Source organism: Actinokineospora baliensis (genome assembly GCF_016907695.1).
Lineage (GTDB): Bacteria > Actinomycetota > Actinomycetes > Mycobacteriales > Pseudonocardiaceae > Actinokineospora > Actinokineospora baliensis.
Window position 1 is genome coordinate 4,117,938 of sequence record NZ_JAFBCK010000001.1, and the last position, 24,475, is coordinate 4,142,412.

Annotated in this window: 25 protein-coding genes; 16 read left to right on the top strand and 9 right to left on the bottom strand. The window is 71.1% G+C overall.

Annotation, left to right across the window (positions count from 1 at the left end; genetic code table 11):
- Positions 1–22: 22 nt before the first annotated feature.
- Positions 23–1,393, top strand: coding sequence for a tryptophanase (locus tag JOD54_RS19115; protein ID WP_204451832.1), 1,371 nt, complete (start codon positions 23–25; stop codon positions 1,391–1,393).
- A 33-nt stretch (positions 1,394–1,426) separates the two neighbouring features.
- On the opposite strand, the gene JOD54_RS35625 is transcribed toward JOD54_RS19115, so the two are convergent.
- Positions 1,427–2,374, bottom strand: coding sequence for a cold-shock protein (locus JOD54_RS35625; RefSeq protein WP_204451833.1), 948 nt, complete (start codon positions 2,372–2,374; stop codon positions 1,427–1,429).
- Positions 2,375–2,468: 94 nt separating this feature from the next.
- Here JOD54_RS35625 and JOD54_RS19125 point away from each other — a divergent pair, with 94 nt between their 5' ends.
- From JOD54_RS19125 to JOD54_RS19135, 3 genes are all read left to right on the top strand, one after another.
- The gene (locus JOD54_RS19125; RefSeq protein WP_204451834.1) at positions 2,469–3,116 is read left to right on the top strand and encodes a DUF998 domain-containing protein; all 648 of its coding nucleotides are present in this window, start codon (positions 2,469–2,471) and stop codon (positions 3,114–3,116) included.
- A 111-nt stretch (positions 3,117–3,227) separates the two neighbouring features.
- On the top strand, positions 3,228–3,989 hold the full coding sequence (locus JOD54_RS19130) for a hypothetical protein (RefSeq protein ID WP_204451835.1): 762 nt from the start codon (positions 3,228–3,230) through the stop codon (positions 3,987–3,989).
- Positions 3,986–5,011, top strand: a complete 1,026-nt coding sequence (locus JOD54_RS19135) for a DNA topoisomerase IB (protein ID WP_204451836.1) — start codon at positions 3,986–3,988, stop codon at positions 5,009–5,011. The genes JOD54_RS19130 and JOD54_RS19135 overlap by 4 nt, the downstream gene beginning before the upstream one ends.
- On the opposite strand, the gene JOD54_RS19140 is transcribed toward JOD54_RS19135, so the two are convergent.
- Both JOD54_RS19140 and JOD54_RS19145 read right to left on the bottom strand, forming a co-directional pair.
- The gene (locus tag JOD54_RS19140) at positions 4,991–7,378 is read right to left on the bottom strand and encodes a glycoside hydrolase family 65 protein (RefSeq protein WP_204451837.1); all 2,388 of its coding nucleotides are present in this window, start codon (positions 7,376–7,378) and stop codon (positions 4,991–4,993) included. The genes JOD54_RS19135 and JOD54_RS19140 overlap by 21 nt on opposite strands.
- Positions 7,375–8,109, bottom strand: a complete 735-nt coding sequence (locus JOD54_RS19145; protein ID WP_204451838.1) for an HAD family hydrolase — start codon at positions 8,107–8,109, stop codon at positions 7,375–7,377. Before JOD54_RS19145 ends, JOD54_RS19140 begins: the two co-directional genes overlap by 4 nt.
- An 89-nt stretch (positions 8,110–8,198) precedes the next feature.
- On the opposite strand from JOD54_RS19145, the gene JOD54_RS19150 reads away from it, so the two are divergent.
- Both JOD54_RS19150 and JOD54_RS34285 read left to right on the top strand, forming a co-directional pair.
- A complete protein-coding gene (locus tag JOD54_RS19150; RefSeq protein ID WP_204451839.1) occupies positions 8,199–8,576 on the top strand; it encodes an anti-sigma factor antagonist in 378 nt (125 codons plus the stop codon).
- Between the two features lie 287 nt (positions 8,577–8,863).
- Entirely contained in the window at positions 8,864–9,169 is a 306-nt protein-coding gene (locus JOD54_RS34285; protein WP_307860166.1) for a WhiB family transcriptional regulator, read from the top strand.
- 864 nt (positions 9,170–10,033) lie between these two features.
- On the opposite strand, the gene JOD54_RS19160 is transcribed toward JOD54_RS34285, so the two are convergent.
- On the bottom strand, positions 10,034–10,465 hold the full coding sequence (locus JOD54_RS19160; protein ID WP_204451841.1) for an ATP-binding protein: 432 nt from the start codon (positions 10,463–10,465) through the stop codon (positions 10,034–10,036).
- Positions 10,466–10,559: 94 nt separating this feature from the next.
- Between JOD54_RS19160 and JOD54_RS19165 the strand changes: the two genes are divergently transcribed.
- From JOD54_RS19165 to JOD54_RS19175, 3 genes are read left to right on the top strand one after another with little or no spacing between them, the layout of a single operon-like run.
- Positions 10,560–10,964 carry a phage holin family protein gene (locus JOD54_RS19165; protein WP_204451842.1) on the top strand — a complete coding sequence of 135 codons (405 nt, stop codon included), beginning with the start codon at positions 10,560–10,562 and terminating at the stop codon, positions 10,962–10,964.
- A complete protein-coding gene (locus JOD54_RS19170) occupies positions 10,961–11,245 on the top strand; it encodes a DUF3618 domain-containing protein (protein ID WP_204451843.1) in 285 nt (94 codons plus the stop codon). Before JOD54_RS19165 ends, JOD54_RS19170 begins: the two co-directional genes overlap by 4 nt.
- A 4-nt stretch (positions 11,246–11,249) precedes the next feature.
- Positions 11,250–11,516: a DUF4235 domain-containing protein gene (locus JOD54_RS19175; RefSeq protein WP_204451844.1), complete on the top strand. Its 267-nt coding sequence runs from the start codon at positions 11,250–11,252 to the stop codon at positions 11,514–11,516.
- A gap of 20 nt (positions 11,517–11,536) precedes the next feature.
- Here the strand turns inward: JOD54_RS19175 and JOD54_RS19180 are convergent, their stop codons facing one another.
- Positions 11,537–11,710, bottom strand: coding sequence for a hypothetical protein (locus JOD54_RS19180; RefSeq protein WP_204451845.1), 174 nt, complete (start codon positions 11,708–11,710; stop codon positions 11,537–11,539).
- Between the two features lie 101 nt (positions 11,711–11,811).
- On the opposite strand from JOD54_RS19180, the gene JOD54_RS19185 reads away from it, so the two are divergent.
- A complete protein-coding gene (locus JOD54_RS19185; RefSeq protein WP_204451846.1) occupies positions 11,812–13,746 on the top strand; it encodes a SpoIIE family protein phosphatase in 1,935 nt (644 codons plus the stop codon).
- 289 nt (positions 13,747–14,035) lie between these two features.
- Here JOD54_RS19185 and JOD54_RS19190 read toward each other — a convergent pair whose 3' ends face one another.
- The gene (locus JOD54_RS19190; protein ID WP_204451847.1) at positions 14,036–14,431 is read right to left on the bottom strand and encodes a hypothetical protein; all 396 of its coding nucleotides are present in this window, start codon (positions 14,429–14,431) and stop codon (positions 14,036–14,038) included.
- Positions 14,428–15,534, bottom strand: coding sequence for a carboxylate-amine ligase (locus JOD54_RS19195; RefSeq protein WP_204451848.1), 1,107 nt, complete (start codon positions 15,532–15,534; stop codon positions 14,428–14,430). The genes JOD54_RS19190 and JOD54_RS19195 overlap by 4 nt, the downstream gene beginning before the upstream one ends.
- Positions 15,535–15,610: 76 nt before the next feature.
- On the opposite strand from JOD54_RS19195, the gene JOD54_RS35640 reads away from it, so the two are divergent.
- The 3 genes from JOD54_RS35640 to JOD54_RS19210 all read left to right on the top strand — a co-directional run bounded on the left by JOD54_RS35640 (position 15,611) and on the right by JOD54_RS19210 (position 19,137).
- Entirely contained in the window at positions 15,611–17,098 is a 1,488-nt protein-coding gene (locus JOD54_RS35640; protein ID WP_204451849.1) for a CYTH and CHAD domain-containing protein, read from the top strand.
- A 78-nt stretch (positions 17,099–17,176) separates the two neighbouring features.
- Complete coding sequence (locus JOD54_RS19205; protein ID WP_204451850.1) at positions 17,177–17,821, top strand: hypothetical protein; 645 nt, start codon at positions 17,177–17,179, stop codon at positions 17,819–17,821.
- Complete coding sequence (locus tag JOD54_RS19210; protein WP_204451851.1) at positions 17,818–19,137, top strand: calcium:cation antiporter family protein; 1,320 nt, start codon at positions 17,818–17,820, stop codon at positions 19,135–19,137. Before JOD54_RS19205 ends, JOD54_RS19210 begins: the two co-directional genes overlap by 4 nt.
- On the opposite strand, the gene JOD54_RS19215 is transcribed toward JOD54_RS19210, so the two are convergent.
- Positions 19,116–19,538, bottom strand: coding sequence for an anti-sigma factor antagonist (locus JOD54_RS19215; protein WP_204451852.1), 423 nt, complete (start codon positions 19,536–19,538; stop codon positions 19,116–19,118). The genes JOD54_RS19210 and JOD54_RS19215 overlap by 22 nt on opposite strands.
- Before the next feature lie 163 nt (positions 19,539–19,701).
- Here JOD54_RS19215 and JOD54_RS19220 point away from each other — a divergent pair, with 163 nt between their 5' ends.
- The 3 genes from JOD54_RS19220 (at position 19,702) to malQ (ending at position 23,544) form a co-directional block, all read left to right on the top strand.
- Positions 19,702–20,238 (top strand): hypothetical protein, encoded by a 537-nt coding sequence (locus JOD54_RS19220; protein ID WP_204451853.1) that lies wholly within the window; start codon positions 19,702–19,704, stop codon positions 20,236–20,238.
- A 38-nt stretch (positions 20,239–20,276) separates the two neighbouring features.
- The gene (locus JOD54_RS19225) at positions 20,277–21,614 is read left to right on the top strand and encodes an SDR family oxidoreductase (protein WP_307860167.1); all 1,338 of its coding nucleotides are present in this window, start codon (positions 20,277–20,279) and stop codon (positions 21,612–21,614) included.
- A gap of 70 nt (positions 21,615–21,684) precedes the next feature.
- On the top strand, positions 21,685–23,544 hold the full coding sequence (gene malQ / locus JOD54_RS19230) for a 4-alpha-glucanotransferase (protein WP_204451855.1): 1,860 nt from the start codon (positions 21,685–21,687) through the stop codon (positions 23,542–23,544).
- Positions 23,545–23,767: 223 nt separating this feature from the next.
- Here malQ and JOD54_RS19235 read toward each other — a convergent pair whose 3' ends face one another.
- Positions 23,768–24,352 (bottom strand): DUF7711 family protein, encoded by a 585-nt coding sequence (locus tag JOD54_RS19235; protein ID WP_204451856.1) that lies wholly within the window; start codon positions 24,350–24,352, stop codon positions 23,768–23,770.
- Positions 24,353–24,475 lie beyond the last annotated feature (123 nt).

A 24,475-nucleotide genomic window follows, 5' to 3' on the forward strand; every position in this document is an offset into this window, starting at 1 on the left:
AGGAAAAGGACGTAAACAACAGATGCCGCTCATGGAGCCGTACCGGGTCAAGGTCGTCGAACCCATTCCTGTCCTCACCCGGTCCGAACGCGAAGCGGCAATGGCCAGAGCCGGGTACAACCCGTTCAACTTGCGGGCCGAGGAAATCACCATCGACTTGCTCAGCGATTCCGGGACCGGTGCGCTCTCGGCCGCGCAGCAGGCCGGTGGCGCGCTCGGTGACGAGACCTACGCGGGCGCGGCGTCCTGGTTCCGCTTCCGCGGCGTGGTCGACGACCTGACCGGTTACCCGCACATCTTCCCGGTGCACCAGGGCCGCGCGGGCGAGCGGATCCTGTTCGGCGCGCTGCTCGAGCCGGGCCAGTTGTGCGTGAGCAACACCCACTTCGACACGACCAGGGCCAACGTGCTGCTCGCGGGCGGCACCCCCGTCGACCTGCCCTGCGCCGCGGCCGCCGACCTCGACAGCGACCACCCGTTCAAGGGCGACATCGACCTCGACGCCCTGCGCGACGTCCTCGCCGGACCCGAGTCGGTCGGCGTGGTCGTCATGACCATCACCAACAACGGGGGCGGCGGCCAGCCGGTCTCGATGGCGAACCTGACCGCGGTGCGGGACCTGTGCCGCGAGCACGGCGTGCCGTTCTTCCTCGACGCGGCCCGCTTCGCCGAGAACGCGTGGCTGGTCGTGCAGCGCGAACCGGGCTGGGCGGACAAGACCCCCGCCGAGGTGGCCCGGGCCGCTTTCGAGTTGGCCGACGGCGCGGTCGCGTCGCTGAAGAAGGACGCCATCGCCAACATCGGCGGTTTCCTCGCCCTGCGCGACCCGGGTTTGGCGGCCAAGTGCGAGCTGGTGCTGATCGCGACCGAGGGCTTCCGCACCTACGGCGGCCTCGCCGGGCGCGACCTGGAGATGCTGGCGCAGGGACTGCGCGAGGTCGTCGACCCGCGCTACCTCGCCTCCCGCGCCGCCGCGACCCGCTACCTGGGTGACCTCATCAAGGCCGCGGGCGTCTCGATCGTGGAACCGGCGGGCATCCACGCCCTCTACCTCAACGCGGGGCGGCTGCTCACCCACATCCCGCCCGCCCAGTACCCCGGGCACGCGCTGGCCACCGAGCTCTACCTGGCGGGCGGTATCCGCTGCGCCGAGCTGGGCACCCTCTACCTGGGGGAGGAGGACGAGAACGGGGTCCTCACCAAGGCCGCACCCTACGAACTGGTGCGCCTGGCCATCCCGCGCCGCGTCTACACCCAGAGCCACCTGGAGTACGTGGCCGAGGTGGTGGGGGAGATCGCCAAGAGCCCGGAGTCCGTGCCCGGCTACCGGATGGTGTCCGCCCCGCCGCTGCTGCGCCACTTCAACTGCCGCGTGGAGCCGATCCGCTCTTAGCCCTGGTCTCACACCGGCTCTGGGAGCTGATCGTCAGAGGCGTTCGACGCGGTCGGCCTGCGGGCCCCGGTCGCTCTGGCGCACCGCGTACCGGACCCGGTCACCCTTCTGCAGCGGCTCCGACCCCATGATCACGGACACGTGGGCGAAGAGGTCGTCGCCGCCCGCGTCCGGGGTGATGAACCCGAAGCCGCGGTCGGCGTCGTAGCGCGCGACGACGCCCTCGCCGCCTCGTGCGGGCACGTCCCGCGCGGCAGGCCCCGCTGCCGCGGCGGGTGCCGACCGCTTCGGCGCCGTCTGGGGCTCGGCGCCCCGGACCAGGTGCACGTCGCGGGCCTGCGGGCCCTTGTCCCCACTGGTCACCTCGTAGGCGACGCGGTCGCCCTCCGCGAGCCACGTCAGCCCTTCGACCAGGGCCCGGGCGTGGACGAAGATGTCCCCGGCGCCGGAGTCGGGGTTGATGAAGCCGAAGCCCTTGTCCTCGTCGTACCAGGCCACCGTGCCGTCGGCACCGTCCGCGGTACCGGCCGCAGCGGGTGCCCCCGCCCCTGCTCCCAGCGGGATCACGTACCCGGCCTGCGGGCCGCGCTCGCCGTCGACGATCAGGAAGGCCACCCGCTGACCCTCGGTGACCACGCCGCCGGTCACGATGGCGGAGCTGTGCACGAAGACGTCGACGCCGCCGCCGTCCGGCGACGCGAAGCCGTACCCCTTGCCCGGCTCGTACCAGTTGACGGTGCCGAGCAGGCCCACGGCGCTGCCGGTGGCCACATCGGCGGTGACGCGAACGCGCAACGCCTGGGGCCCGCGGTCGTTCTCGCCGACCTCGAACACGACGGCCTGACCCTCGCGGAGCACCTTCCCGCCACCGTCCTCAACGATCTCGGAGGCGTGCACGAACACGTCCGGCGAGCCGTCCTCGGGCGCGAGGAAGCCGAAACCCCGTTCGACGTCGAACCAGCGGACGGTCCCTTGCGGCATCAAAGACTCCAGGTCGAGAGAGCGGGCACTGGCCCCCAGTCTCTCTGACAGGCTTCTTAGGGCACCCACAGGGTCCGCACCTACCCTGGCCGTCATGACCCTGACGGCGACAACCAGACGAACCGGACCGCTGGTGGCGCTCGTGGGCCTGCTCGGTGGTGTCGTGCTGCTGCTGTCGTTGCACGTCCTGCCGCCGACCGACCAGATCAGCCCGGTGCGGCGGACGATCAGCGAGTACGCGCTGAGCACCAACAAGTGGGTGTTCGACGCGGCCGTCCTGCTGATCGCCGCCGCGTCCGCGGCCGGGTTCTTCCTGCTGTGGCGTCGGCGGGCGCACCTGCCGACCGCGGTGTTCGGCGCGATCTGGACGCTGAGCCTGCTGGCCGTGGTGGTGTTCACCAAGAACAACTGGGCGGTCGGACCCAGCACCGGCGGGATGGTCCACCGCTACGCCAGCGTCGCGGCGTTCCTGTCGCTGCCGTTGGCCGTCCTGGTCGCCGCGGGGTGGGTGTTCCCGCGCGAGCGGGCGTGGCGGTGGGCCGCGCGCGGGTTCGGGGTCGTGTCGCTGCTGTGGTTCGGCACGATCGTGGTCGGCGCGGTCAACATGCTCGCCGGTGGGCCGCCGTGGTGGCGGTTCGTGCCGCTGGGGCTGGTCGAGCGCGCGATCGCCGGGTTCGCCGTGGCGGGCCTGGTCGTGCTGCTGCTCGGCCTGCACCGCGCAGGCCGCCGCGGGGTCCACTGATCCATCCCGCCCAAGGTCCCGGCCTGCTTGTGGTGTCACATCCGGCGTCCGGTTGGCGATACGGTCTGCGTGATCGATGTCTGTACCGATGAAGGCTGGTCACTCCCGACCGTGGGGACGTATCCCTTCGGTCGCCCCGCCCTCCGCCGGGCTCCCCGCCTGCCGGAGACCGACCGCGCCGCGGCGTTCGTCCTCGGCGTCTACCCGGGTGCGCTGCGCGTGCGCTGGCACCGCCCCGGGTGCCCACCGATCCCGGCCTTGGCCGTGGACGACGAATCCCCGACCGACGCCGAACGGGCGCTGGACGCCTGGCGCGACACCGTGGGCTGGCGCCCCGAGTGGGGCTCGGTGGAACTCCCTGATCCCCCCGACGCCGCCCGGCTCGTCGTGAACGAGGTCCTGGCGCCCCTCGGCCTGGACCCCCGAGCCGTCTACGCCACCCACTGCGTCCCCAACTACTTCGTCAAGTCCGGCGACCGCCAAGCCAACGCCATCGCCGCCTACGACCGCTTCGCCAGCAAAGCGGGCCTGCCGCCCGCCGCACTGCACCGCCGCCCCGAACGACGCGAACTGGTCCACCTAGCCCTCCGCCGAGAAGGCCGAAACCTCCTCCGACAACTGAAAGACGCCGACGCGCCCCTGGTCATCACCCTCGGCCAAGAGGCAGCCGACGTGTTCGCAGGCCTCGCGGGAATGGACCGCGTCCCCTTCCGCCTGACCGGCAGCTACGGCTCCACCCACCCGGTTCCCCTCGGGGCCCGCGAACTCCACTGGATCCCCCTCATCCACCCCGCCACCCGCCGAGGAGCCGGCTGGCGCAACACCCACGCCCGATGGGCCTTGGAGCGAAGCCGCGTTTTGCCGAGCAGATGACCGGGAACCTCCGCCACGTCAACTCGGCGGGAAGGGGTCTGGTGCGACTGCGGCGTAGTGACTGTGCATCTCCCGGGATCCGCCGCCGCAAGGTCGGGCGAGGGTTCTCCTATAGGTCCGACGACGGGAGCCCCGTCACCGAGGGCGAGAAGGACCGTATCCGGCAGTTGGCCATACCTCCCGCTTGGCGGGAGGTATGGATCTGCCCCCAGCCCAACGGCCACATCCAGGCTGTGGGGCTCGATGACGCCGGGCGCAAGCAGTACCTCTACCACGGCCAATGGCGTGAGGAGCGCGACGCGGAGAAGCACGAGCGCGTACTGGTGCTCGCCCAGCGCCTGCCGCGCGTGCGTGACCGGATCGAGCGCGACCTCTCCACGCCCGGGCTGACCCGTGACCGCGTCTTGGCGGGGGCCTTGCGCATCCTGGACCGGGGCGTCTTCCGCATCGGGGGCGAGGAGTACGCCGAGGAGAACGACTCCCGCGGCGTCGCGACCCTCTTGCGCCGCCACGTGACCCAGGCCAAGGGCGAGCTGCACTTCGAGTTCCCCGCCAAGAGCGGGCAACACCGCGTCGCCACCATCCGCGACCCGCTGCTCGCCAAGCTCGTCGTTGCCCTCCGCAGGGGCCGCCGCGACGATGACCGCCTCTTCCACTACCGCGACAAGACGGGCGAAGGCGAGATCCGCGCCGACGACGTCAACGAGCGCTTCAAGGAGTTCGCGGGCGACGACTTCACCGTCAAGGACATGCGCACCTGGACGGCCACGGTTCTGGCCGCCACGGAGTTCGCCGCCTATGACGGTCCGCCGACCAAGCGGGCCGAAGCGGCCGTGATGCGCACGGTGGCCGAGCAGTTGGGCAACACGCCCGCCATGGCCCGAAAGTCCTATGTGGACCCCAGGGTGGTGGCGGCGTTCACCGAGGGGCGGACCATCCGGGCGGCGTTCAGCCGGATCGCGGGGGAGGAGCCAGTGCGCGAACCGCTGGAGCGGGCCGTGCTACGGCTGCTCCGGGCCTGAGTCGGGGTGTGCGTCGCCCGCCTTCGTGCGGCGTCGAGGTGCGCGGCCCGCGGGGGTTTCCGGTGTCGGGAACTCCGGGGCGGCCGGGATCGGGAGGGTTACCTCGCCGTCGATGAGGATCTCGGTGCCGTGGTGGGCGGCGGGGATCGGTTCGCCGGAGATGAGCCGGTAGGTGGCCTCGGCCGCGGTGATCTCCACTTGGAGGCGGGTGCCGCGGAAGCACATCCGGAACGCGACCCGGTCCAGTGCCGAGGGCAGCCTGGGGGCGAACGTCAGCTTCCCGTCGTGGTCCCGCATTCCGCCCAGGCCCGCGACGACCGCCTGCCACGCCCCCGCCAACGACGCCATGTGCAGGCCGTTGGCCACGTTCTGGTGCAGGTCGTTGAGGTCTGTCAGTGCCGCCTCGGCCAGGTAGGCGTAGGCGAGGTCCAGGTGCCCGCACTCCGCGGCTACCACGGCCTGCGTCCCCGCCGACAGCGAGGAGTCGCGGACCGTCCTGGCTTCGTAATACGCGAAGTCGCGCGCCTTCTGCTCCAGGTCGAAGGCGTCGCCGCGCAGGTGTAGGGCCAGGACCAGGTCCGCCTGCTTGACCACCTGTTTGCGGTAGAGCTCGAAGTACGGGTAGTTCAGCAGCAGCGGGTAGTGCTCCGCGGGCGTGCCCTCGAAGTCCCACTCCTCGTGCGCGGTGAACCCCTCGGCCTGTTCGTGCACCTGGAGCATGTCGTCGTAAGGAATGCGCATCCGCTCGGCGGCCAGTGCCCACTCCGCGGTCTCCTCTTCGGTGACCCCGAGGCGCTTGGCCACCTCCGGGTTGCGACCGCACGCGGCGATGGCTTCCCGCAGGTTCTTCTGCGCCATCAGGTTGGTGTAGACGTTGTTGTCCACCACCGCCGAGTACTCGTCCGGCCCGGTGATGCCGTCGATGCGGAACCCGTCGTGCGGGTCGTGGTGCCCCAGGGACCGCCACAGCCGCGCGGTCTCCACCAGCAGTTCGGTCCCCGCCGCCCGGTCGAACTCGGCGTCGAGGGTCGCCGCGTGGTAGCGGGCGACCGCGTCGGCGATGTCCGCGCTGACGTGGAACGCCGCCGTTCCCGCAGGCCAGTACGCCGAGCACTCCTTGCCGTTGATCGACCGCCACGGGAACGCCGCGCCCCGCTTGCCCAGCACCTGCGCCCGTTCCTGGGCCAGCGGCAGCGTCGAGTGCCGCCACCGCAGCGCGTCCCGCGCCGCCTCCGGCATCGTGTAGGTCAGCACCGGCAGCACGAACGTCTCGGTGTCCCAGAACGCGTGCCCGTCGTAGCCGGGACCGGTGAGGCCCTTGCCCGGGATGGCCCGGCTCTCCCCGCGCGCGCCCGCCTGCAGGATGTGGAACAGCCCCAGCCGCAGCGCCTGGTGCAACTCGTCGTCGCCGTCGACCTCGACGTCGGCGGCCTCCCAGAAGTCGTCGAGGAACTCCCGCTGCTCCGCGAGCAGCCCGTCCCAGCCGGTCTGCAGCGCCCCGGCCAGCGCCGCCTCGACCTGCGCGCGCAGCGCGGGCCCGGAGCGGCTGCTCGACCAGCCGTAGCCGACGTACTTGGTCAACCGCAACGCCTCGCCGACCGGGATGTCGGCCGCCACGGTCAGCCGCGCCAGGTCCTCCTCAGCGGAGATCTCGGTGCGCAGCCCCGGGGTGTCGGCCACCTCGTGGTCCATCCCGGCGGCGATCCGCAGCCCGGACTCCCTGGTCCGGTGCACCAGCACCGCGCGCAACCCCGTGCTGGCGTGCGCCTCGGCCGCCAAGGGCGACTTCAGCGCCAACGCCACCCGCGGGTCCCTGGTGCGGCTCTCGATCGGCTCGTTGGCCAACAGGTCCGACTGCACGACCAGCTGGGTCGGCCGCGACTCGCCGTCGGCCACCGGTTCGACCTCGTAGCGGATGGCCGCGACAGCGCGCTGGGTGAACGACACCAGCCGCTTGGTCCTGACCCGCACCGTGCGGCCGGTCGGCGACTCCCACAGCGTTTCCCTGGTCAGCACCCCGGTGCGGAAGTCGAGCGTGCGGTGGTGCTCCAGGGCCCGGCCGTAGCGCATGTCCAGCGGCTCGTCCTCGACCAGCAGGCGGATGATCTTGCCGTCGGTCACGTTCACGACGGTCTGGCCCGCCTCCGGGTAGCCGTACCCGGCCTCGGCGTAGGGCAGCGCGTGCTCTTCGTAGAACCCGTTGAGGTACGTGCCGGGCAGCCCGACCGGCTCACCCTCGTCCAGGCTGCCGCGCATCCCGATGTGCCCGTTGGACAGGGCGAACACCGACTCGGTGCGGTGCAGCTGGTCCACCGCGAGCCCGGACCACCGCAGCTCCCACGGCGCGACGTCGAACCCGCCGCTCACTTCGCCCCGTCCAGCAGCTCCGCCAGGTCGTCGACCACGACGTCGGCGCCGTGCTCGCGCAGCTGGTCTGCCTGATCCGCCCGGTTGACCCCGACGACGTACCCGAACCCACCCGCCCGACCGGCCTCGACACCCGACAGCGCGTCCTCGAACACGGCGGCCTCCCCCGGGGACACGCCCAACGCGCGGGCTCCCGCGAGGAACGAATCCGGGGCGGGCTTCCCGCGCAACCTTTGGTCGACGATGGTGACCCCGTCGATCCGCGCCTCTATGAACGGGGTCAAGCCCGCAACCTCCAACACGTGCTCGCCATTGGCCGACGACGTCACGACCCCGATCCGCTTCCCGGCTGCGCGCGCGGCCTCCAAGTAGGCCACCGAACCCGGGTAGGGCTCGATCCCGCGCTCATCGATCAACCGCAGCAGCAGGTCGTTCTTGCGGTTGCCCACGCCGTTGATCGTCGCCAGGTCCGGTGCGTCGTCCGGCTCGCCTTCCGGCAACCGGATCGCCCGCGACGCCAGGAACGTCCGCACCCCGTCCGCCCGGGGCCGCCCGTCCACGTAGGCGTTGTAGTCGTGGTCGGTGAACGGTTCGCGCTCGCCCTCGGTCCAGGTGGCCAGGAAGCCGTCGAAGGTCTGCTTCCACGCGATCCGGTGCAGGGTCGCGGTGCTGGTGAGCACACCGTCGAGGTCGAACAAGCAAGCCGTGACACCCGCGGGCAGCCCGATCATGCCCAAACGCTACCGGCGCCCGCCCGCCGCGGCAGGCCAACCGGGTGCTCGTTCTGCCGCGGTGCGCGCGCTGCTGGGAGAATGCCCCCATGTCGGTCCCCACCCCCGACTCGGCCGCGGGCGCCGAGACCCTGTTCGAGATCGCCGTCGAGGAGCACCCCGGCGGCGCGGTCGTCGTCCGGGCGCGGGGGGAGATCGACCTGCTCACCGCCCCGCGCTTCGCCGAGGGCGTGGTCGGCGCCATCGACGCGGGCGCCGGGTTGGTCGTGCTCGACCTGGACCGGGTGACGTTCTTCGGGTCCGCCGCGGTGGCGAACCTGGCCAGGGCCGCCGAGCGGGCCGACGCCGCGGGCACCGACTTCCGGCTGGTGGTCGGGGCGTCGATGGCCACCCGCGTCCTGGAGATCAGCGGCCTCGCCGACCTGCTGGAGCTGCGGGCCACGGTGGCCGAGGCACTGGCCGGGTAGTTACCACCGGGTTACTCCGGAGAGTGACCGACGCCACCCTGGGCCGGGAACGCGGCGACCCCCTCGCGCGTTGAACCGGGTGTCGCCGCGCGGAGGGGATCCGCGGTCGTTTCCCGGAGATGTTCCCCCCAACGTCGCTGGACGCACACCGTGCGCCTCCGCGGCGGCGACGTGAAAGCCGCCGGCCGGACATACCCCCACCCCAGTCCGGTCGGCGGCACACCCCACTACGGTGCGTACTCGCCGCGGAGGTTTCCCGCGCCACCGCACCGGGTATCGCGCTCGTCGTGAGAGCCACCGCGAACATCCCCCAGCCCAGAACGCCCGCGCCGAGAACGGGCGAGCCGTGGCAGGACCACGGTGCCTGCCGGGGCGTGCCCTCGGAGAAGTTCTTCAGCCCCGACAACGAACGAGGCCGAGCCCGAGACCGCCGCGTCCTGGCGGCCAAACTCGTCTGCGCCCGCTGCCCCGTCCTGCGCCCCTGCCGCGACCACGCCCTCCGCACCGCCGAACCCCACGGCATCTGGGGCGGCCTCGACGAACGCGAACGCGCCGAACTCCGCGCCCGCGGCACCACCCCCGCCGCCCACTAGCCCCGGGCCGCCAGCCGAACAGTCGCACTGCCGCCACCGCGTAGCGCACGGCTGCGGTCCCCGCTTTCGCCGACTGCTGGCTCCTGGGTCGCGGGGTGGAGTTAGTTGGCCTGTTGCCACCGCGTCCCGCGGCCGCGACCCCACTCTCGCCGACCGCCAGCCCCCGACCGCTGGCCGCAGCTGTCGGCCTGTTGCCACCGCCTCGCGCGCGACCGCAGCCAGTCCGGCCCTTGCTCGAGCCACAAACGGCCGCCCGCCACGCACCAGCCGCCTTGCGCCACCCAGACGGCCCCGCACCCCGCCCACTGCCGCCGCCTCGCCCGCGGCCGCAGGTCTCACGCCGACCGGCGCCCCGAAACCGCTGCCGCCGCCTCGCCCGCGACCGCAGGCCTCACGCCGACCGGCACCCCGAAACCACTGCCACTGCCTCGCGCGCGCGACCGCAGCCCCCACCCTCACCGGGGGGCTGCCCCGATTCCAGTGTATCGGGTCTGGCCTGCGAAAAGCGGGCGCGCGGAAATCTGTGGACAACTCGGCCGTTGTGGACAAGTGGGCCATGGTGAAGACAAGTGGGCCATGGTGAAACAGAGGGCGGGTGCGCCACGAGCCATCAAGAGCTCTGCGAACACGGGCAGGCCACGAGTCGAGGCGGCGATCACCGGTGGGCGGCCGATCGCGGCGGCTGGCTGGGCTCTGATGCCCGATGCGGGTCCCAGCCACTCACGGAGGAACGCAACGACTTCGGGCGGCGGTCACTGGGAGTCCGCGAACAGCGAGCAGCCGCGACAAGCAATGCGCGGCGGCCTGCTCGCCACCGAGCGCGGCGCCGATGCGACCGACAGGTGCCGATGAGAGGCGCCGCAATCAGGCGCGGGCGCGGCGGGCCATGGAGAACTCGATGACCAGGTCGGCGAACACCTCTCCCGGCCGCAAGCTGCTGTGCGCGTGTTCGGCCAGCGCCGTCACCAGGGTCCAGCCCAGTCCGGCTTCCTCCAGCGGCGCGTCGTCCAGTACTGGGACCCAGCAGCGGACCGCGACCGCGTCCTGGTCGATCTGGAAGCGGACGCTGAGCATGCCGAACGGGACCGCCCGGGCGAGCAGCATCGTGCAGGCCTCGTCGACCATCAGGCGCAGGTCGTCGATGGAGTCGATGTCGTAGTCGCGCCGCATCGCCACCGCTGTGGACACCGTGCGCACCAGTGGCAGTTGTCCGAGCGCGGCGTCCACCCGCAGTTCCACCACCTCGCCCAGTCTGGTCCTCCTAGCCGCCGCGGTGTCCTGTCGGGGATCGGTCACGGGGCTCGGATACCCATCGGCCCGCCGCCCACACCCACCCGGGGCGAGGAACCGGGCAGGAGTAACCGCACGTGATCGGGGGTAGCTCCAGGGTATGAACGAGGCGAAGCAGGGGAGCGAGCCGTCCGCGGGCGAGCTGGTCGGCAGGCTGGGGGAGCAGGTGTCCCGGTTGGTGCGCGACGAGTTGGCGTTGGCCAAGGTGGAGTTGCGGGACAAGGCCAAGCAGGCCGGGCTCGGCGCGGCGTTGGGTGGGACCGCCGGGATCCTCGCGTGGTTCGCGGTGGGGACGCTGGTCGCCGCCGCGGTCGCAGGCCTCGCTGTCGTGCTGCCGGTGTGGGCGGCGGCGCTGGTCGTCGCGGGGGCGTTGTTGGTGTTGGCCGCCGTCGCGGGTGCGGTGGCGGCGAGCAAGGTCCGCCACGCCACGCCGCCCATCCCGGAGCAGGCGATCAAGAGCACCCGCCAGGACGTGGCCACCGTGAAGGAGAGCGCTCACCGATGAGCAAGCAGACCGAGCAGGAGGCGCTGCGCGCCGACATCGAGCAGGCCAGGGGTGACCTCGCCGAGACGGTGGACGCGTTGGTGGCCAAGACCGACATCAAGCGCAAGGTCGGCGACAAGACCGAGCAGGTGCGGGACGCGCTCGTCGAGCGTGCCCATGAGGCGAAGGCCAAGGCGGGTGACGCGGTCGTCATCGCGCGGCACAACCCGGTGCCAGTGGCGGTAGCCGCCGCCGTAGTGGCCGGGCTGGTCGCCTTGCTCGTCCGACTGATCGGCAGGTGACGGCGTGCGACTGCTCTATAGGCCGCTGAGTCTGCTCATCAGCGTTCTCGGCGGACTACTCGCTGGCACCCTGTTCAAACGGATCTGGCGCGGGGTGACCGGTGACGATGAGGCGCCCGAGGCCACGTCACCGGAACACTCCACGCGCGAGGTGCTACTCGCGGCCTTGCTGCAGGGCGCGATCTTCGGGGTGGTGAAGGCCGGGGTGGACCGCGCGGGCGCCAAGGGGTTCCGCAAGCTCACCGGCGAGCACCTGGACAAGAAGGACTGACGATCGGCACGCGGTGCGGGTCAGTCGGGCGGCTCTTGGGCCTGCGGCTCGGGGGCGGGTTGATCCGCGTCGGCCGGGTCGGCGTCGGCGTGGTCGACGGTGATCGACTCGTGGGTGTGCTTGCTGGCGTAGTCCTCCAGCGGCTCGGTGCTGCGGTCGAGCAGCTCGTCGGCGTTCTCGTCGTTTCGGGTCACCGGCGTGGGGTATCCAGCGGTGGCGTTGTCCACACCGGTGGTGACGATGTTGCGCGGCGCTCGCCGGGGGTAGAGGCTGGCCGTCGAGCACCGGCGGCCTGATGGGGGGCATCGAACTGCACCAGGACGACGCCGCTGCCCTCGCGTTCGAGGCAGCCCCCGCGATCATGTGGATGTTCGCCGGTCCCGATCACCGCATCGTCGCGGCGAACCGGCTGGCCAGGGCCAGCGTGGGCGACCGGGCCGGTCTCCTCGGCGCCCCGGTCCGGGAGGCTGTCCCCGAGGCCGCTGACCAGCAGGTGTTCGAGCTGCTCGACGAGGTGGCCCGCACCGGCGAACCGCAGTTGGGGGTCGAGCGCCGGGTCGAGGTGGACCTCACCGGCACCGGTGAGCTCGTCGAGGGGTTCTTCACCTACAGCGTTGTCCGGTTGATCGCGCCTGATGGCACTGCCGTGCTCGTGGCGCACGTCATCGATGTCTCCGAGTCGGTCCGACAACGCCGCGCCGCGCAAGCGGAAGTAGCCGACGTACGGCAACGGTTGGCCATAGAGCGCACGGTGGTGCTCCAACTCCAGCGCAGCCTTCTTCCGGCGGGCCTGCCGCTGCTCCCGGATCTCGGCCTTAGTGCGGTGTACATGCCCGCGGGGGAGTGGATGACCGCGGGCGGTGATTGGTACGACGTTGTCCCTATGCCTGGCGATCGCGTAGGGCTCGTTCTCGGTGACGTGGTCGGTCACGGCCCCACGGCCTCTGGTGCGATGGGGCAACTGCGCGCCGTCGCCGCTGAACGCCTTGTGCGAGGGGGCACGGTCGTCGAGGTACTGCGGGCGTTGGACACCGTTGCCAGGGTGTCGCCGGATGCTCGCGGCTCGTCTGTGTGCGTAGCTGTGTTCGACCGCCTCACAAGGGTCCTGGAGTGCGGCGGTAGGGGACATCCCCAGCCGCTATTGCTAAGCGCAGATGGCGAGCCGCGATTCCTCGATGGACCTATAGGCCCGCCGTTGGCGTTCACCGATGCGGACTCGCCGGTCACCTACACAACTCTTGGGGCGGGAGAGTCCCTGATCCTCTACTCGGACGGCCTGGTCGAGGCCCCTGGGCGCGGGTATACGGAGTCCCGCGCCCGCCTCCTCGACTGCGTCGCCCACGTGGCCGCCCGCAACACCGACACCGAACCCCGCGACCTCCCGGACCGCCTCTGCTCCGCGCTGGCCGCGATGGTCGACAACCAAACCTCCCGCGACGACGTCAGCGTCCTGGCCGCGACCGTGCTCTCAGGCCCGTCCCCGCGCCTGGACCTCGCACTCCCCGGCGTCGCCGAACAACTGGCCGTCCTGCACCGAGAACTCAACGTGTGGCTGAACGCCTTGTCCGCCCACCGCGACGACCGCACCGCGATCGCCCTGTGCGTCGTGGAGGCGGTCACCAACTCGATCGAACACGGCTACCGCGACCACAGCGGCACGGTGACGGTCCTAGGCGAACTCGACGGCATAGGCGGCGTGACGGTGACCGTGGCGGACACGGGAATCTGGCGCGACCCCGTGGAACGCAGCCCTTACCGCGGCCGGGGCATGCTCATGATGCGCGAGTGCAGCGACACCCTCCACGTCGACACCAACGAGTCGGGAACGACCGTCTACATGCGCCGGACGATCCGACACCCCCCGGTGCCGCTGCCGGAGTTCGACACCCCCCACCGCGTCACCGTCCCGCACTCGGTGACGGTCAAGACGGAGGTCGAGGGCAAGACGGTCCGCGTCTTCGTATCGGGGATCGTGGATTCCTCCAACGCGAACGAGCTCCGCTCGGCGTTGCAGGAGGCATCCCGCAGTGGTGTGGGGGAGTGCGTCCTCACCCTGGACGCGGTGGACTTGTTGACCAGCGCGGCCCTGAGGGTGTTGTTCGAACAGGTAGCGGACCTGCGCGCGGCGGGCCGCGAACTCAAGCTGATCGCCACACCAGACAGCCCCGCCGCCGCCGCGTTCAGCGCCAGCGGGCTCGACCAGATCCTCCCCTTGCACGCCACCGAGTGACGGCAGCGAGACGCCGCTCATGCACGCTCAACGCGATGCAGCCGCATCCCGCAGCTGACGACCTCTAGGGCGGCCCGGTGCCCTCACACGCGCCGAATGCCCGGCCTGTCAAGCGCCAGACACGTGAGGCGCGTTCTCGACCCGCCCACTCGGCTGCAGTCGCATCATGTGCTGGCTGCCACTCGTGGCCGTCTGCCGCGCCCAGCGTTGAGCGTGTGACTGCCATTGGGCCCAAGATGCGAACCCGGGGCATCCGAGACCCAGCCTGCTCGTCCTCCGGAGTGGTCCGTCAGCCTTCCCGTAGCGCCTCCGCCACCGACCCACCGGCCTCGTCCGCGGCCTGGCCGTTGCGTTCGGCCTCGCTGTGCCTGGGGTGGGCAGGCTCCGGCGGTGCCGGGTCGTCGAGGTCGTCGCGGGGGTGATCGATGCGGTCGTCCACCGCCGCCAGCGGGGTCGAGGGGCCTGGGCGGTCGGCGTCGTCCGCGCTCACGTCGGGTTCCTCTTCGGCCAGGCGCTGGTCGAGGGACTCGCCTTCGCGTTGTTCGGCCGGGGTCATCCCGTGCCGGTCGGCTTCGGCCCAGTGTTCGGCGGGGTCGACCCCCTCCTCCAGGGGGTCGACGCGCAGGTTGTCCTCGTCCAGGGTTTCCGCCTGGCTCAGGTCCGAGTCGTAGCCGTGGGTGGTCATGCGCTCGTCGTACCCCGCCTGCCTGAACGACAAACCGCGCTGGTCTGCGTCGCCAGCATCGTTGTCACGGCGTCGACACCGCCGTTCTTGTGCGCTTCGCGCTGTCGGTGCGCTCCGTCGCCGTTGTGGTCGAGCCAGGTCATGGTGGACCGGACGAACTCGAGTTCTCCGCTAGCGCGCAGTTCGTCGGTGTGCGCGCTGACCAGGTCACCGATGACCGAGGTCGCCTCGCGCAACGCGCCGGTCGCCGGGTCGGGTACCGAGGCGGACCGGCCGCCCTTGGCCGCTCGCCACTGCGCGGCCCGGATGATCTCCGTCGGCACCCTCGGTGGCGGTTCGGTCGAGCGCAGCGCGTCGGACACCAGCAGTCGCACGAGCACCGCCACGAACGCGGCTTCCTCGACCGTGCCCATGACGTCGGACACCCGGACCTCGACGGTCGGTTGGGCTTCGGAGGGCCGCACGTCCCAGTAGACCATCTTGCGGTCCATCGCCGCCCCGGACGCCAGGAGCCCGTTGACGATCTCCTCGTACTCGTCCACCGAGTCCACATAGGGTGGCGCGCCCGCTGTCGGCCACCGGTTCCACAGCACGTGCCGCGCGGAGGCGTAGCCGGTGTCGGTGCCGTCGTGGAAGGCGGAGTTGCCCGACATGGCCAGCAGCGCGGGCAGCCAGGGCCGCAGGGAGTTGGCGACCCGCAGCGCGGTGGCCGTGTCCTCGACCCCGACGTGCACGTGGCACCCGCACGTCACGCCGCTGAAGATGAACGGCCCGACGTGGCGGGCGATCCGGTGGTAGCGGGTGCCCGGCCCGATCAGCGAGATGTCCCGCTGCTGGTGCGGGGCCGTCCCGGCCGCGATGAGCAGCGCGTCCTGCTCGGCGGCGCCCGCGGCCAACCTGGCCCGCAGCGCGGCGAGCTCGTCGCGGATCTCCTCCGCGTACCGCAGGATCCCGGTAGCGGACTCGACCTGGCAGCGCAGCAGCTCCGGCTTGAGGTCGACGTCGGTCACCCCGGCCACCGCCTCCGGGCCCTGGTTGACCAGTGACCCGTCCGGCCCGACCAGGAGGAACTCCTCCTCAACCCCCACGGTCAACTCGGTCAAGAGTCCTCCTCCTCGGCGCCGATTGTCCCCTTAGTACCCAGCCGCGTGAACGCTCACGCGGTGACATAGTTGACAGGTGGCTACCAGAGTGCGCGAGACCGAACGCAAGTACGAGGCCCCCGCCGACTTCACCCTGCCCGACCTGACGTCGGCGGGTCCGGTGAGCGCGACAGCGGGTCCTCGCAGTTCGGACCTGGATGCCACCTACTTCGACACAGTCGACCTGCGGTTGGCCCGCGCGGGCATCACCCTCCGCAGGCGGACCGGCGGTGACGACGCGGGCTGGCACGCCAAGCTCCCGGTCGCGCCGGATGTGCGCGACGAGATCCGGTTCCCCCTCGGGCGGGCCAAGACGAAGGTCCCCGCGGAGTTGGCCGCTCTGGTGCGCTCGCACACCCTCGGTGCGCCTCTTGCGCCGGTCGTCCGCATCGCCACTCAACGTGACGAGTGGGAACTGCGGGACGCGGACGGCACCACCATCGCCCTCCTGGCCGACGACAAGGTGACTGCCCACCCGCTCGACGGCACACCCCACTCGTGGCGTGAGCTGGAGGTCGAAGCCACCGATCTGGATGTCCTCGACGCCGTGGGCGCCGCTCTGGGCGCCACCCCGGCGAAGTCGACGTCCAAACTCGCCCAGGCCCTGGGTGACCGGGCGCGGCCGCGCAAGCGGGTGGAGTTGTCGGCGAACCCGTCCGCGGGCGATGTGGCCCTCACCTATCTGCAGGCCCAGACGTCCGCGATTCGTGCCAACGACACCGGCATCAGGCTGGACACGGATGACTCGGTGCACCAATTCCGTGTCGCGTCCCGGCGGTTGCGCAGCGCGCTGCGCGCGTTCCGACCGCTGCTCGACGCGGACCGGGTCAACGCGCTGCGCGAGGAACTCAAGTGGTTGGGCGGCGTGGCCTCACCCGCGCGCGACGCCGAGGTCTTGGCCGAGCACTTCGCCGGTGAACTCGAGGCGCTGCCGAGCGAGGACGTGCTGGGCAAGGTCCCCGCCCAGATTGACGCTGAGCTGAGCCGCGCGTTGGCCGATGGGCGCGCGGAGATCCTGTCGACATTGGACAGTGACCGCTACCTGGCTCTGCTGACTGATCTCGACGCTTTCCTCGCGGACCCGCCGTGGACCAAGCGCGCGCGTCGTCCTGCGGTGCAGGAACTGCGAAAGCCCGTAGTGAAGGCTTGGCGGACTCTAGAGGCATCCGTGCGGGCCGTGGACGAGTCCAGCAACAGGGATGCTGCCCTTCACCAAGTGCGTAAGGACGCGAAGAAGGCGCGGTACGCGGCCGAGGCAGTAGCGCCCGTGTTCGGTAAGAGGCTGGACCGGTGGGGCAAGAAGGTCAAGAAGGCGCAGACTGTCCTCGGTGTGCGGCAAGACGCGGCAGTAGCGCGAGAGGCTGTGCGGGAGATGGGCGTGCGCGCTCACCTCGCCGGTGGCAACGGGTTCACCTACGGAGTCCTCTACGCGCGTGAAAGCGAGCGCGGAGCTCGCGCGGAAGAGGACTTCGCCCGGGTGTGGCGCAAGCTGCTGGGCGTGAAGGGACCCCGTTGGCTCCGTTGACACCTTCTGCATGCGGTTTCACGGTGCGGGGGCGGTGGTACACCCAGGGTGACCGGTTGGGTGTGGAAGGGGCCTGTCGTGGACGACAGTACGTACGTCTTGTTCTTGGTCCTAGGTATCGCGCTCGTCCTACTGGACGGGCAGATCATCTATAGGAGCGGGCTGCGGTACCTGGCCGACTCTTACGGTGAGGCCGAGTCGGCGCGGTCGATGGCGCGGTTGGTTTCCGTGCTGTTCCACTTCGCCGTACTGGGCGTCCTGCTGCTGATCTCCGCCGTCGACATCGGCGGTGACACGCAACTCGAGGCGATGGTGCGGCGCTTGGGCGTCGTCCTGCTCCTGCTGGCCGTGTCACACTTCCTGGCGATCAGGATGCTGACCAGGATGCGCGACCGGCTGGACGCGGAGAACCTCACCAAGCAGCGGATGGACCACATGCAGCAGCACGGTGTGCCGACCCCGCCGCAGGGGCTCGCCACCGGCCCGGCGGCGGGTCAGATCGACTCCGAGGACATCGCCCGCGCCAACGGCACCGCCGAGACCCGCCTGTCGCGGGCCCCGGGCGCCGAGCCGGGTATCGGGACCGTTCCGGCCCGCGCCGACGGCACCGTTCCCGAGCCGAGGGGCCAGGCGGTCCCCGGCCAGGAGGTGCCGGTTCGGCCGAACCTGGGCTCCGAGGCGGTCGCCCGCCGGGGTGGCGCGGTCGGGCCGGACGGGCATTGATCTCCAACCCACCGCGGCCCGCCACCAAGCGGGCCGCGGTGCCGTTGGTCGTCACGGCCGCGGCCACCGCGCCCGGGGTGTACCTGGGCCTCACCGGCACCCACCTCAGCCCCGCGCTCGCGGCCCTGCTCTTCGGCATCGCCGTGGTGGGGGCCGCGTTCGTGTTGTCCTGGGTCGCCGAGGCGGTCCAGGTGGACATCTCCGCAGGTCTGGCGATCACCGTGCTCGCGCTGATCGCGGTCCTGCCCGAGTACGCCGTCGACTTCGTCTTCGCGTCCGAGGGAGGTCGCGCGTTCGCCGAGTACGGCCCGTCTTGTGTGCCACCCGGTTCCACGGACCAGTCCAGCTGCGGCTTGGCGCTGGCGAACATGACAGGTGCCAACCGGATCCTCGTTGGCGTCGGCTGGGCCGCGGTGGTGCTGCTCGCGGCCTGGAGGATCCGCCGCAATGGCCAAGACAAGAGCCAGGAGAAGCCGCGTAAGGCAGGCGTCACCCTCGAGCGCACCGACGCGGTTCCCTTGGCGTTCCTCGGTGTCGCGACCCTGTACTCGTTGACGCTGCCACTGCGCCACAGCATCACGCTCATCGACGCCGTCGTGTTGGTGGGAATCTTCGTCCTCTATGCGGTGCGAGTCGCTAAAGCACCGCCAGGCGACCCGGACTTGGAAGGCGTCGCGAAGGTCTTGGGGGAGCAGCCGAAGCTCCGCCGCAGGCTCGCGTGCGCTGGGCTGTTCGCCTTCGCCGCCGCGGTCATCTTGCTGGTGGCGGAGAACTTCGCGCACGCACTCGTCGAGACCGGCACGCAGGTCGGCATCAGCCAGTTCTTCCTCGTGCAGTGGGTCGCACCACTCGCCTCGGAGGCACCTGAACTGCTGGTGGCGTGCCTGTACGCGTGGCGGCTCAAGACCACCGACGCCCTGGCGACCCTGGTCTCCTCCAAGGTGAATCAGTGGACCCTGCTCGTCGGCACGCTGCCGGTCGTGTTCGCGGTGGCCTCCGCCTCGACCTCAGGCCTGCCGATCGACGCGGCCCAGCGCGAGGAACTCCTGCTCACCGCCGCGCAGTCGCTGTTCGCGGTGTCGCTGCTGCTGAGCCTGACGATCACCGTGCGCGGTGCCCTCGTGCTGCTCGGTCTGTTCATCGCCCAGTTCGTGCTCGCTGGGGTGCTCCCGCAGTCGATCAAGGGCATCGAACTGGTCGCCCTGTCGATCGCCTACCTCGTGGCCGCCGCGGTCGTCACGGTCCGTTCCCGGCGCCACCTCGTCACCCTGGCCAGGGACGGGTTCCGCACCCCCTACCGGGAACTCGCTGACTGACGGTGCGGTTCGAGCGGATCGTCGGCCGCGCTGTGCAACCGGAACGTGCGACGCAGTCCGGTGACGTCCAGCAGGCGCGGCACGGCACGGCCACCGACCACCAGCCGCAGGTCCACCGCCCGCGCCCCCGCCAGGTCGCGCAGTTCGACCAGGGCGCTCAACCCCACCGCGGCCAGGAAGTCCACTTCGGACAGGTCGACCACCAGCAGCAGCGGCTCCGGCACGGCGAGTCCGGCCAGCAGCGCCCGCCGGGTCGCGGCCACGGTCGCCAGGTCGATCTCCCCGCGCACGGTCACCAGCACCGCCCACGGCCCCACCCGCTCGACCTGGAGCCGCTCGCGCGCGCTCGGCGGTCTTGGTGCGGGGATGGGGATAGCCGGGGTGCGGCTGCGAGGAACCATGGCGGCCTCGGTTCGTGCCGTCGGGAAGTCCTCGAAGCATAGAGCACCGTTTTCCCCGGGCAAGGGCCTCTGTGGCGCTTCCCCCGATGGGCGCAGAACAGCGCGATTGGGACTGCCCGAACAGGGGTAGCTCACCGGTGGGCTGGTCACCTGAGGAGGACACGTGCTGCGACGGAACCTGGTGCGCTCCTACCGACTCGCTGTGACCGCGCTGTCGGCACTTGTCGCATTCACGGGCGTGTGCGCGGGCATGTCGTTGCTACGTTCGTGGACTCTGGTTTTCCTAGCGGTGACCGCGGTCTGCCTGGGGCTCGCCCTGTCAGCCGCTCTTACAGGCAACACGAGCCTTAACGGCCTCGCGCTGTCGGCACTCGTGTTCGGAGCGTTGATCGGGACGACCGGGCTGTTCCTGCTCGTCGACTGGGTCGCTTTCGCTCTTGCGGCGGCCTTGGTCGTGGCCGCCATCCCCCTGCGCGGGGGCAGGGGGCACAGCACCGCGCACCTCTGCACCCGTTGGCAGGAAACTCTGATCGCTCTGCGTCAGGCCACCAACCCGGCCCAGGCCGCCGCCCTCCTCCGCGACCGACAACGCTGCCTCGACGAGTTGGAGCGGCGCCACCCAGAGGCGTTCCTCCGGTGGCTCGCCACCCCCGACGCCGATCCCGCGAGCGTCCTGGCTCCCCGGCAGGCCTCTCGCTGACACGCGGGCCCGTGGTGAACCGGGGAACAATGGGGGTCGTGCCCACCTGTCTCGTCCTCGGCGCCGGGGGCTACATCGGCGTCCACCTCACCGCCGCCCTGGCCTCCGCCGGGCACCGGGTCCGCGCGCTCGGCAGGTCCCTCGAAGCCGGGCCGGACGTCATCCGCGCCGACGTGCTCGACGAGACGGCCCTGCGGGACGCGATGGCAGGCGTCGACGTCGTCTACCACCTCGTCCACTCGATGACCGGCGCCGACTTCGCCGCCACCGACCAGAAGATCGCCGTCGCGGTGGCCGCGGCCGCCGCCGAGGCGGGCGTTCGGCAGGTGGTCTACCTCGGCGGGCCGCGTCCCACCGACGGCCCGATGTCGGCCCACCTGGCGTCCCGTGCCCAGGTGGGGGACGTTTTCCTGGCCGCGCGGACCCCGGCCCTGGTCCTGCAGGCGTCGATGATCATCGGGGCTGGCTCGGCGAGCTTCGAACTCCTGGCCAAAGCGGCTCGCGGCGGACCTGTCCTGCCGAACCCCTCTTACATGAGCAACCGAAGTCGCCCGATCGCCATCCGCGACGTCTTGCACTACCTCGTGGAGGCCGCCGAGCGAGAACCGGTCAACTCCGTCGCCGACATCGCGGGCCCCGACACGGTCACCTACCTGGACCTGGTCCAGCGTTGCGCGCGTATCGCGGGTCTGCCGAAGCGCCTCGCGGTCCCTGTGGCACTACCGCCTGCCGTCGTCGCTGCCGTCACTCCCGAGCCACTGGTCCGATCCTTGGTCGAGTCCTTGCAGCACGATCTGGTTCCCGCCGAGGTACTGCCACCACCGCCAGGCGGTGCCACCAGTGTCGACAGGGCGCTAAGAGAGGCATTGGGCGTGCCAACGCCGGAAGGTCCACCTATCGATTCGCCGGACCTCCTACGCGACCACAAGACCACGCGCGTAAGAGCCACACGGGACAGGCTCTGGCAAGTCATCACCGACATCGGAGGCTCCAGCGGGTGGCACACCGTTCCCGGCGCGTGGTCGCTAAGAGGCGCGTTGGACCACCTGGTTGGCGGTGTTGGCCTACATAGAGGCAGGCCCACCCACCTCAACTCCGGCGACACCGTCGACAGTTGGTCCGTGGTCGAGCGGTCCGACGCGACAACCGAACTCGTCCTACGCACCGACATGCGCCTGCCAGGCCGCGCCTGGCTCTCGCTCCGCGCGACCGACAGCGACAGGCCGGGGGAGAGCGGCCTCGAACAAACCACCTGGTTCGAGCCTTACGGCCTCGCGGGCAAGCTCTACTGGTACGCCCAGAAGCCCGCCCATGACGTCGTGTTCGGGTTCATGGGCAGCGGGATCGCCCGCACGGCCGAATCGGGCACCGGGTGAGCCGACGTGGACGGCGCGACCGCCGCCGTTCCGGTTGAATGGGGGCAGCCCCCTCCCGAAAGGCTCCCTTGTGGACGATCGACTTGCCGAGTTGGCCGCCGCCCACGGTGTCGCGTTGGAGTACGAGAACGGCGAGCGGCAACGCGTGCGGGTGGACCCCGCGGTGGTCCGGGCGATCCTGGACGAACTCGGCGACCCGCCGACCCGCGCCGCGCTGCCTTCGGTCATCCGCCAAGGCGAGCGCGTCGAGGTCGGCAGGGGCGAGGTCGAGCTGGAGGACGGCAGCTCTGTCGCCGTCAACGGGGCCCTGCCCGATCTGCCCCTGGGGTGGCACAAGCTGCGCGTAGGCGATCGGGAGACCTCCCTCGCCGTCACCCCCACCCGCCTCCCGGACCTGGAACGCACGTGGGGCTGGATGGTCCAGCTCTACAACCTGCACACCCCCGACTCCTGGGGCATCGGCGACTACCGCGACCTGCGGACCTTCGTCACCCACGCGGCCACCGACGAAGCCGCCGCCATCCTGGTCAGCCCGGTCGCGGCGGGTGCGGTGACGAAACCGGTGCGCAAGTCCCCGTACTCGCCGTCGAGCAGGCGGTTCCTCAACCCGCTGCACCTGGCGGTCACCGACACCCCCGAGTTCGCCGCCGCCGACGCGGACACCCGCGCCAAGGTGCTCGGCCTGCGGCCCGCCCTCGGCGAGCAGATCGACCACGACGCCGTCTGGGACGCCAAGACCGCCGCGTTCGCCCTGCTCAACCCCCTCCTCCCGGACCTGTCGGCGCTCGATCGGACACTGCTCGACTTCGCCACCTTCAGCGCGCTCGCCGAACGCCACGGCCCCGATTGGCGCACCTGGCCTCCCGAGTTGCGCCACCCCGGCAGCACCGACGTGATCCGCGCCCGCGAGGAGCTCGCCGACAGGGTCGCCTTCCACGCATGGCTCCAGCAGCGCTCCGCGGCCCAACTCGACGCCGTGCGCTCCGCGGCCACCGGAATGCGCGTAGGCGTGATCCACGACCTGCCGGTCGGTGTCGACCCGGGCGGCGCGGACGGCTGGTCGCTGCAGGACGTCCTCGCCTCGCGGGTCACGGTCGGAGCGCCTCCCGACGCGTTCAGCCCCCTCGGGCAAGACTGGGTGCTGCCCCCGCTGCGCCCCGACAAGCTCGCCGACCAGGGGTACCGCCCGTTCCGCGACATGATCCGGGCTGTTCTCACCCACGGCGACGGCATCCGGGTCGACCACGTCGCCGGACTCTGGCGGCTGTGGTGGATCCCACCGGGCGAATCCCCGGACCGCGGCACGTACGTGCACTACGACGGCGAGTCCATGCTGGGCGTCTTGGCCCTAGAGGCGCACCGCGCGAACGCGGTCGTCATAGGCGAAGACCTGGGCACAGTGCCGGAGTACGTCACCGAACAGCTGCAAGAACGCGGTGTGCTCAGCTGCGCGGTCGCCTGGTTCCAGCGCGACCGGGACAACCGGCCGCTCCCCGCCAACCGCTACCCCCGACAAGCGGCCGCCAGCATCTCCACCCACGACCTCCCCACGGCCACGGGGTTCCTCTCCGGTGAGCACGTCCGGGTCCGCACCGACCTCGGCCTGCTGACCGACCCCGAAGCCGAGCGCGAGACCGCGGCCGCCGAACGCGCGGCGATCCTGCGGTCGTTGGTCGAAGAAGGCCTGCTCGCGAGTGTGGACGCCCCGGTGGAGGAGATCGTGCTCGCACTCCACCGGTTCATCGCCAAGACCCCCTGTGCCTTGGTGTTCGCCGCTCCCCAGGACCTGATCGGCGAGAAACGCCAACCGAACTTGCCCGGCACCGTCGACCAGTACCCCAACTGGCGGCTTCCGCTGCCCATGACGGTGGATGAGGTGATGGGCCACCCCGCGGTGCGCGCGGCGGTGGCTGCCCTGCGAACCCGGTAGCTAAGGCCGGGCCAGTTCCGGCTCTGGCAGCGGTGCGCTGATCGGCTCCTCGGCCAGGCCCTGCTCCAGCAGCAGCGCGGTGTAGATCGGGTTCGGGTCGACGTCGCCCACGATGGTTCTGCTTTCGCTCGCGTGTACTCGGACGGTAGCGGTGTATCCAGCTGCCACCAGTCTCACACCTCCGTTCGGGTGACGGTTGCCAGTTCGCATTACCCGGAAGGCGCTATTTGATCACATCGAGTAGGTCCAGGTACCCGGCACTGGCCTGCCACAGCGCGTCCGAGACCGGCTCCAGCTTCCCCGGCTTCCACCGCCGCCGCTCGTACTCGTCGGTACCGCCGCGCAGCGCGCGCAGGCTCAGCGCCAGTTCCGCCGCCAGCCGCTCGGCCAGTTCGTCCGCGCTGGGTGCCTGCGGGCGCAGCGCTTCGCCCTCGCCGTCGCCGATCGCCGCGAGCGCCGCCTCGTCCACCCCGCCGTCGACCGACCACACCAGCACCGGCCGCTCCAGCACGTGGTTCCACACCGGCGCGTGGTTCGACCGCCAGTACGCGGTGGCCGGGGTCTGCGGCAGCCGCGCCGCCGCGGCCCAGTGCCGGGAGCCCGACGGCTCGGTGCGCCAGGGCACCTCCTCCACGTCCACCGACAGCGCCACTGTGATCGTCTCCAGCTCGCGGGGCCGCCCCAGCACACCGCCCGCCGCCCACAGCCGGTCCACCCGCAGCGGGAAGATCGACGCCGGTCGGGTCGCCATGTCGGCGCAGGTCGTGGCCAGGGTGGTCAGGTGGTGCACCGCACGCGTCCAGTTCACGCGGCAATCCTGCCGTACCCGACCGGTGGTCACCGTCCGCGACTGATCGTTGACGGTCCGACGTCGACCGTCGTACGTTGGAGGCAGGTGACCGGAGTGGGTGTCCCACGAAGGGGGATCGCG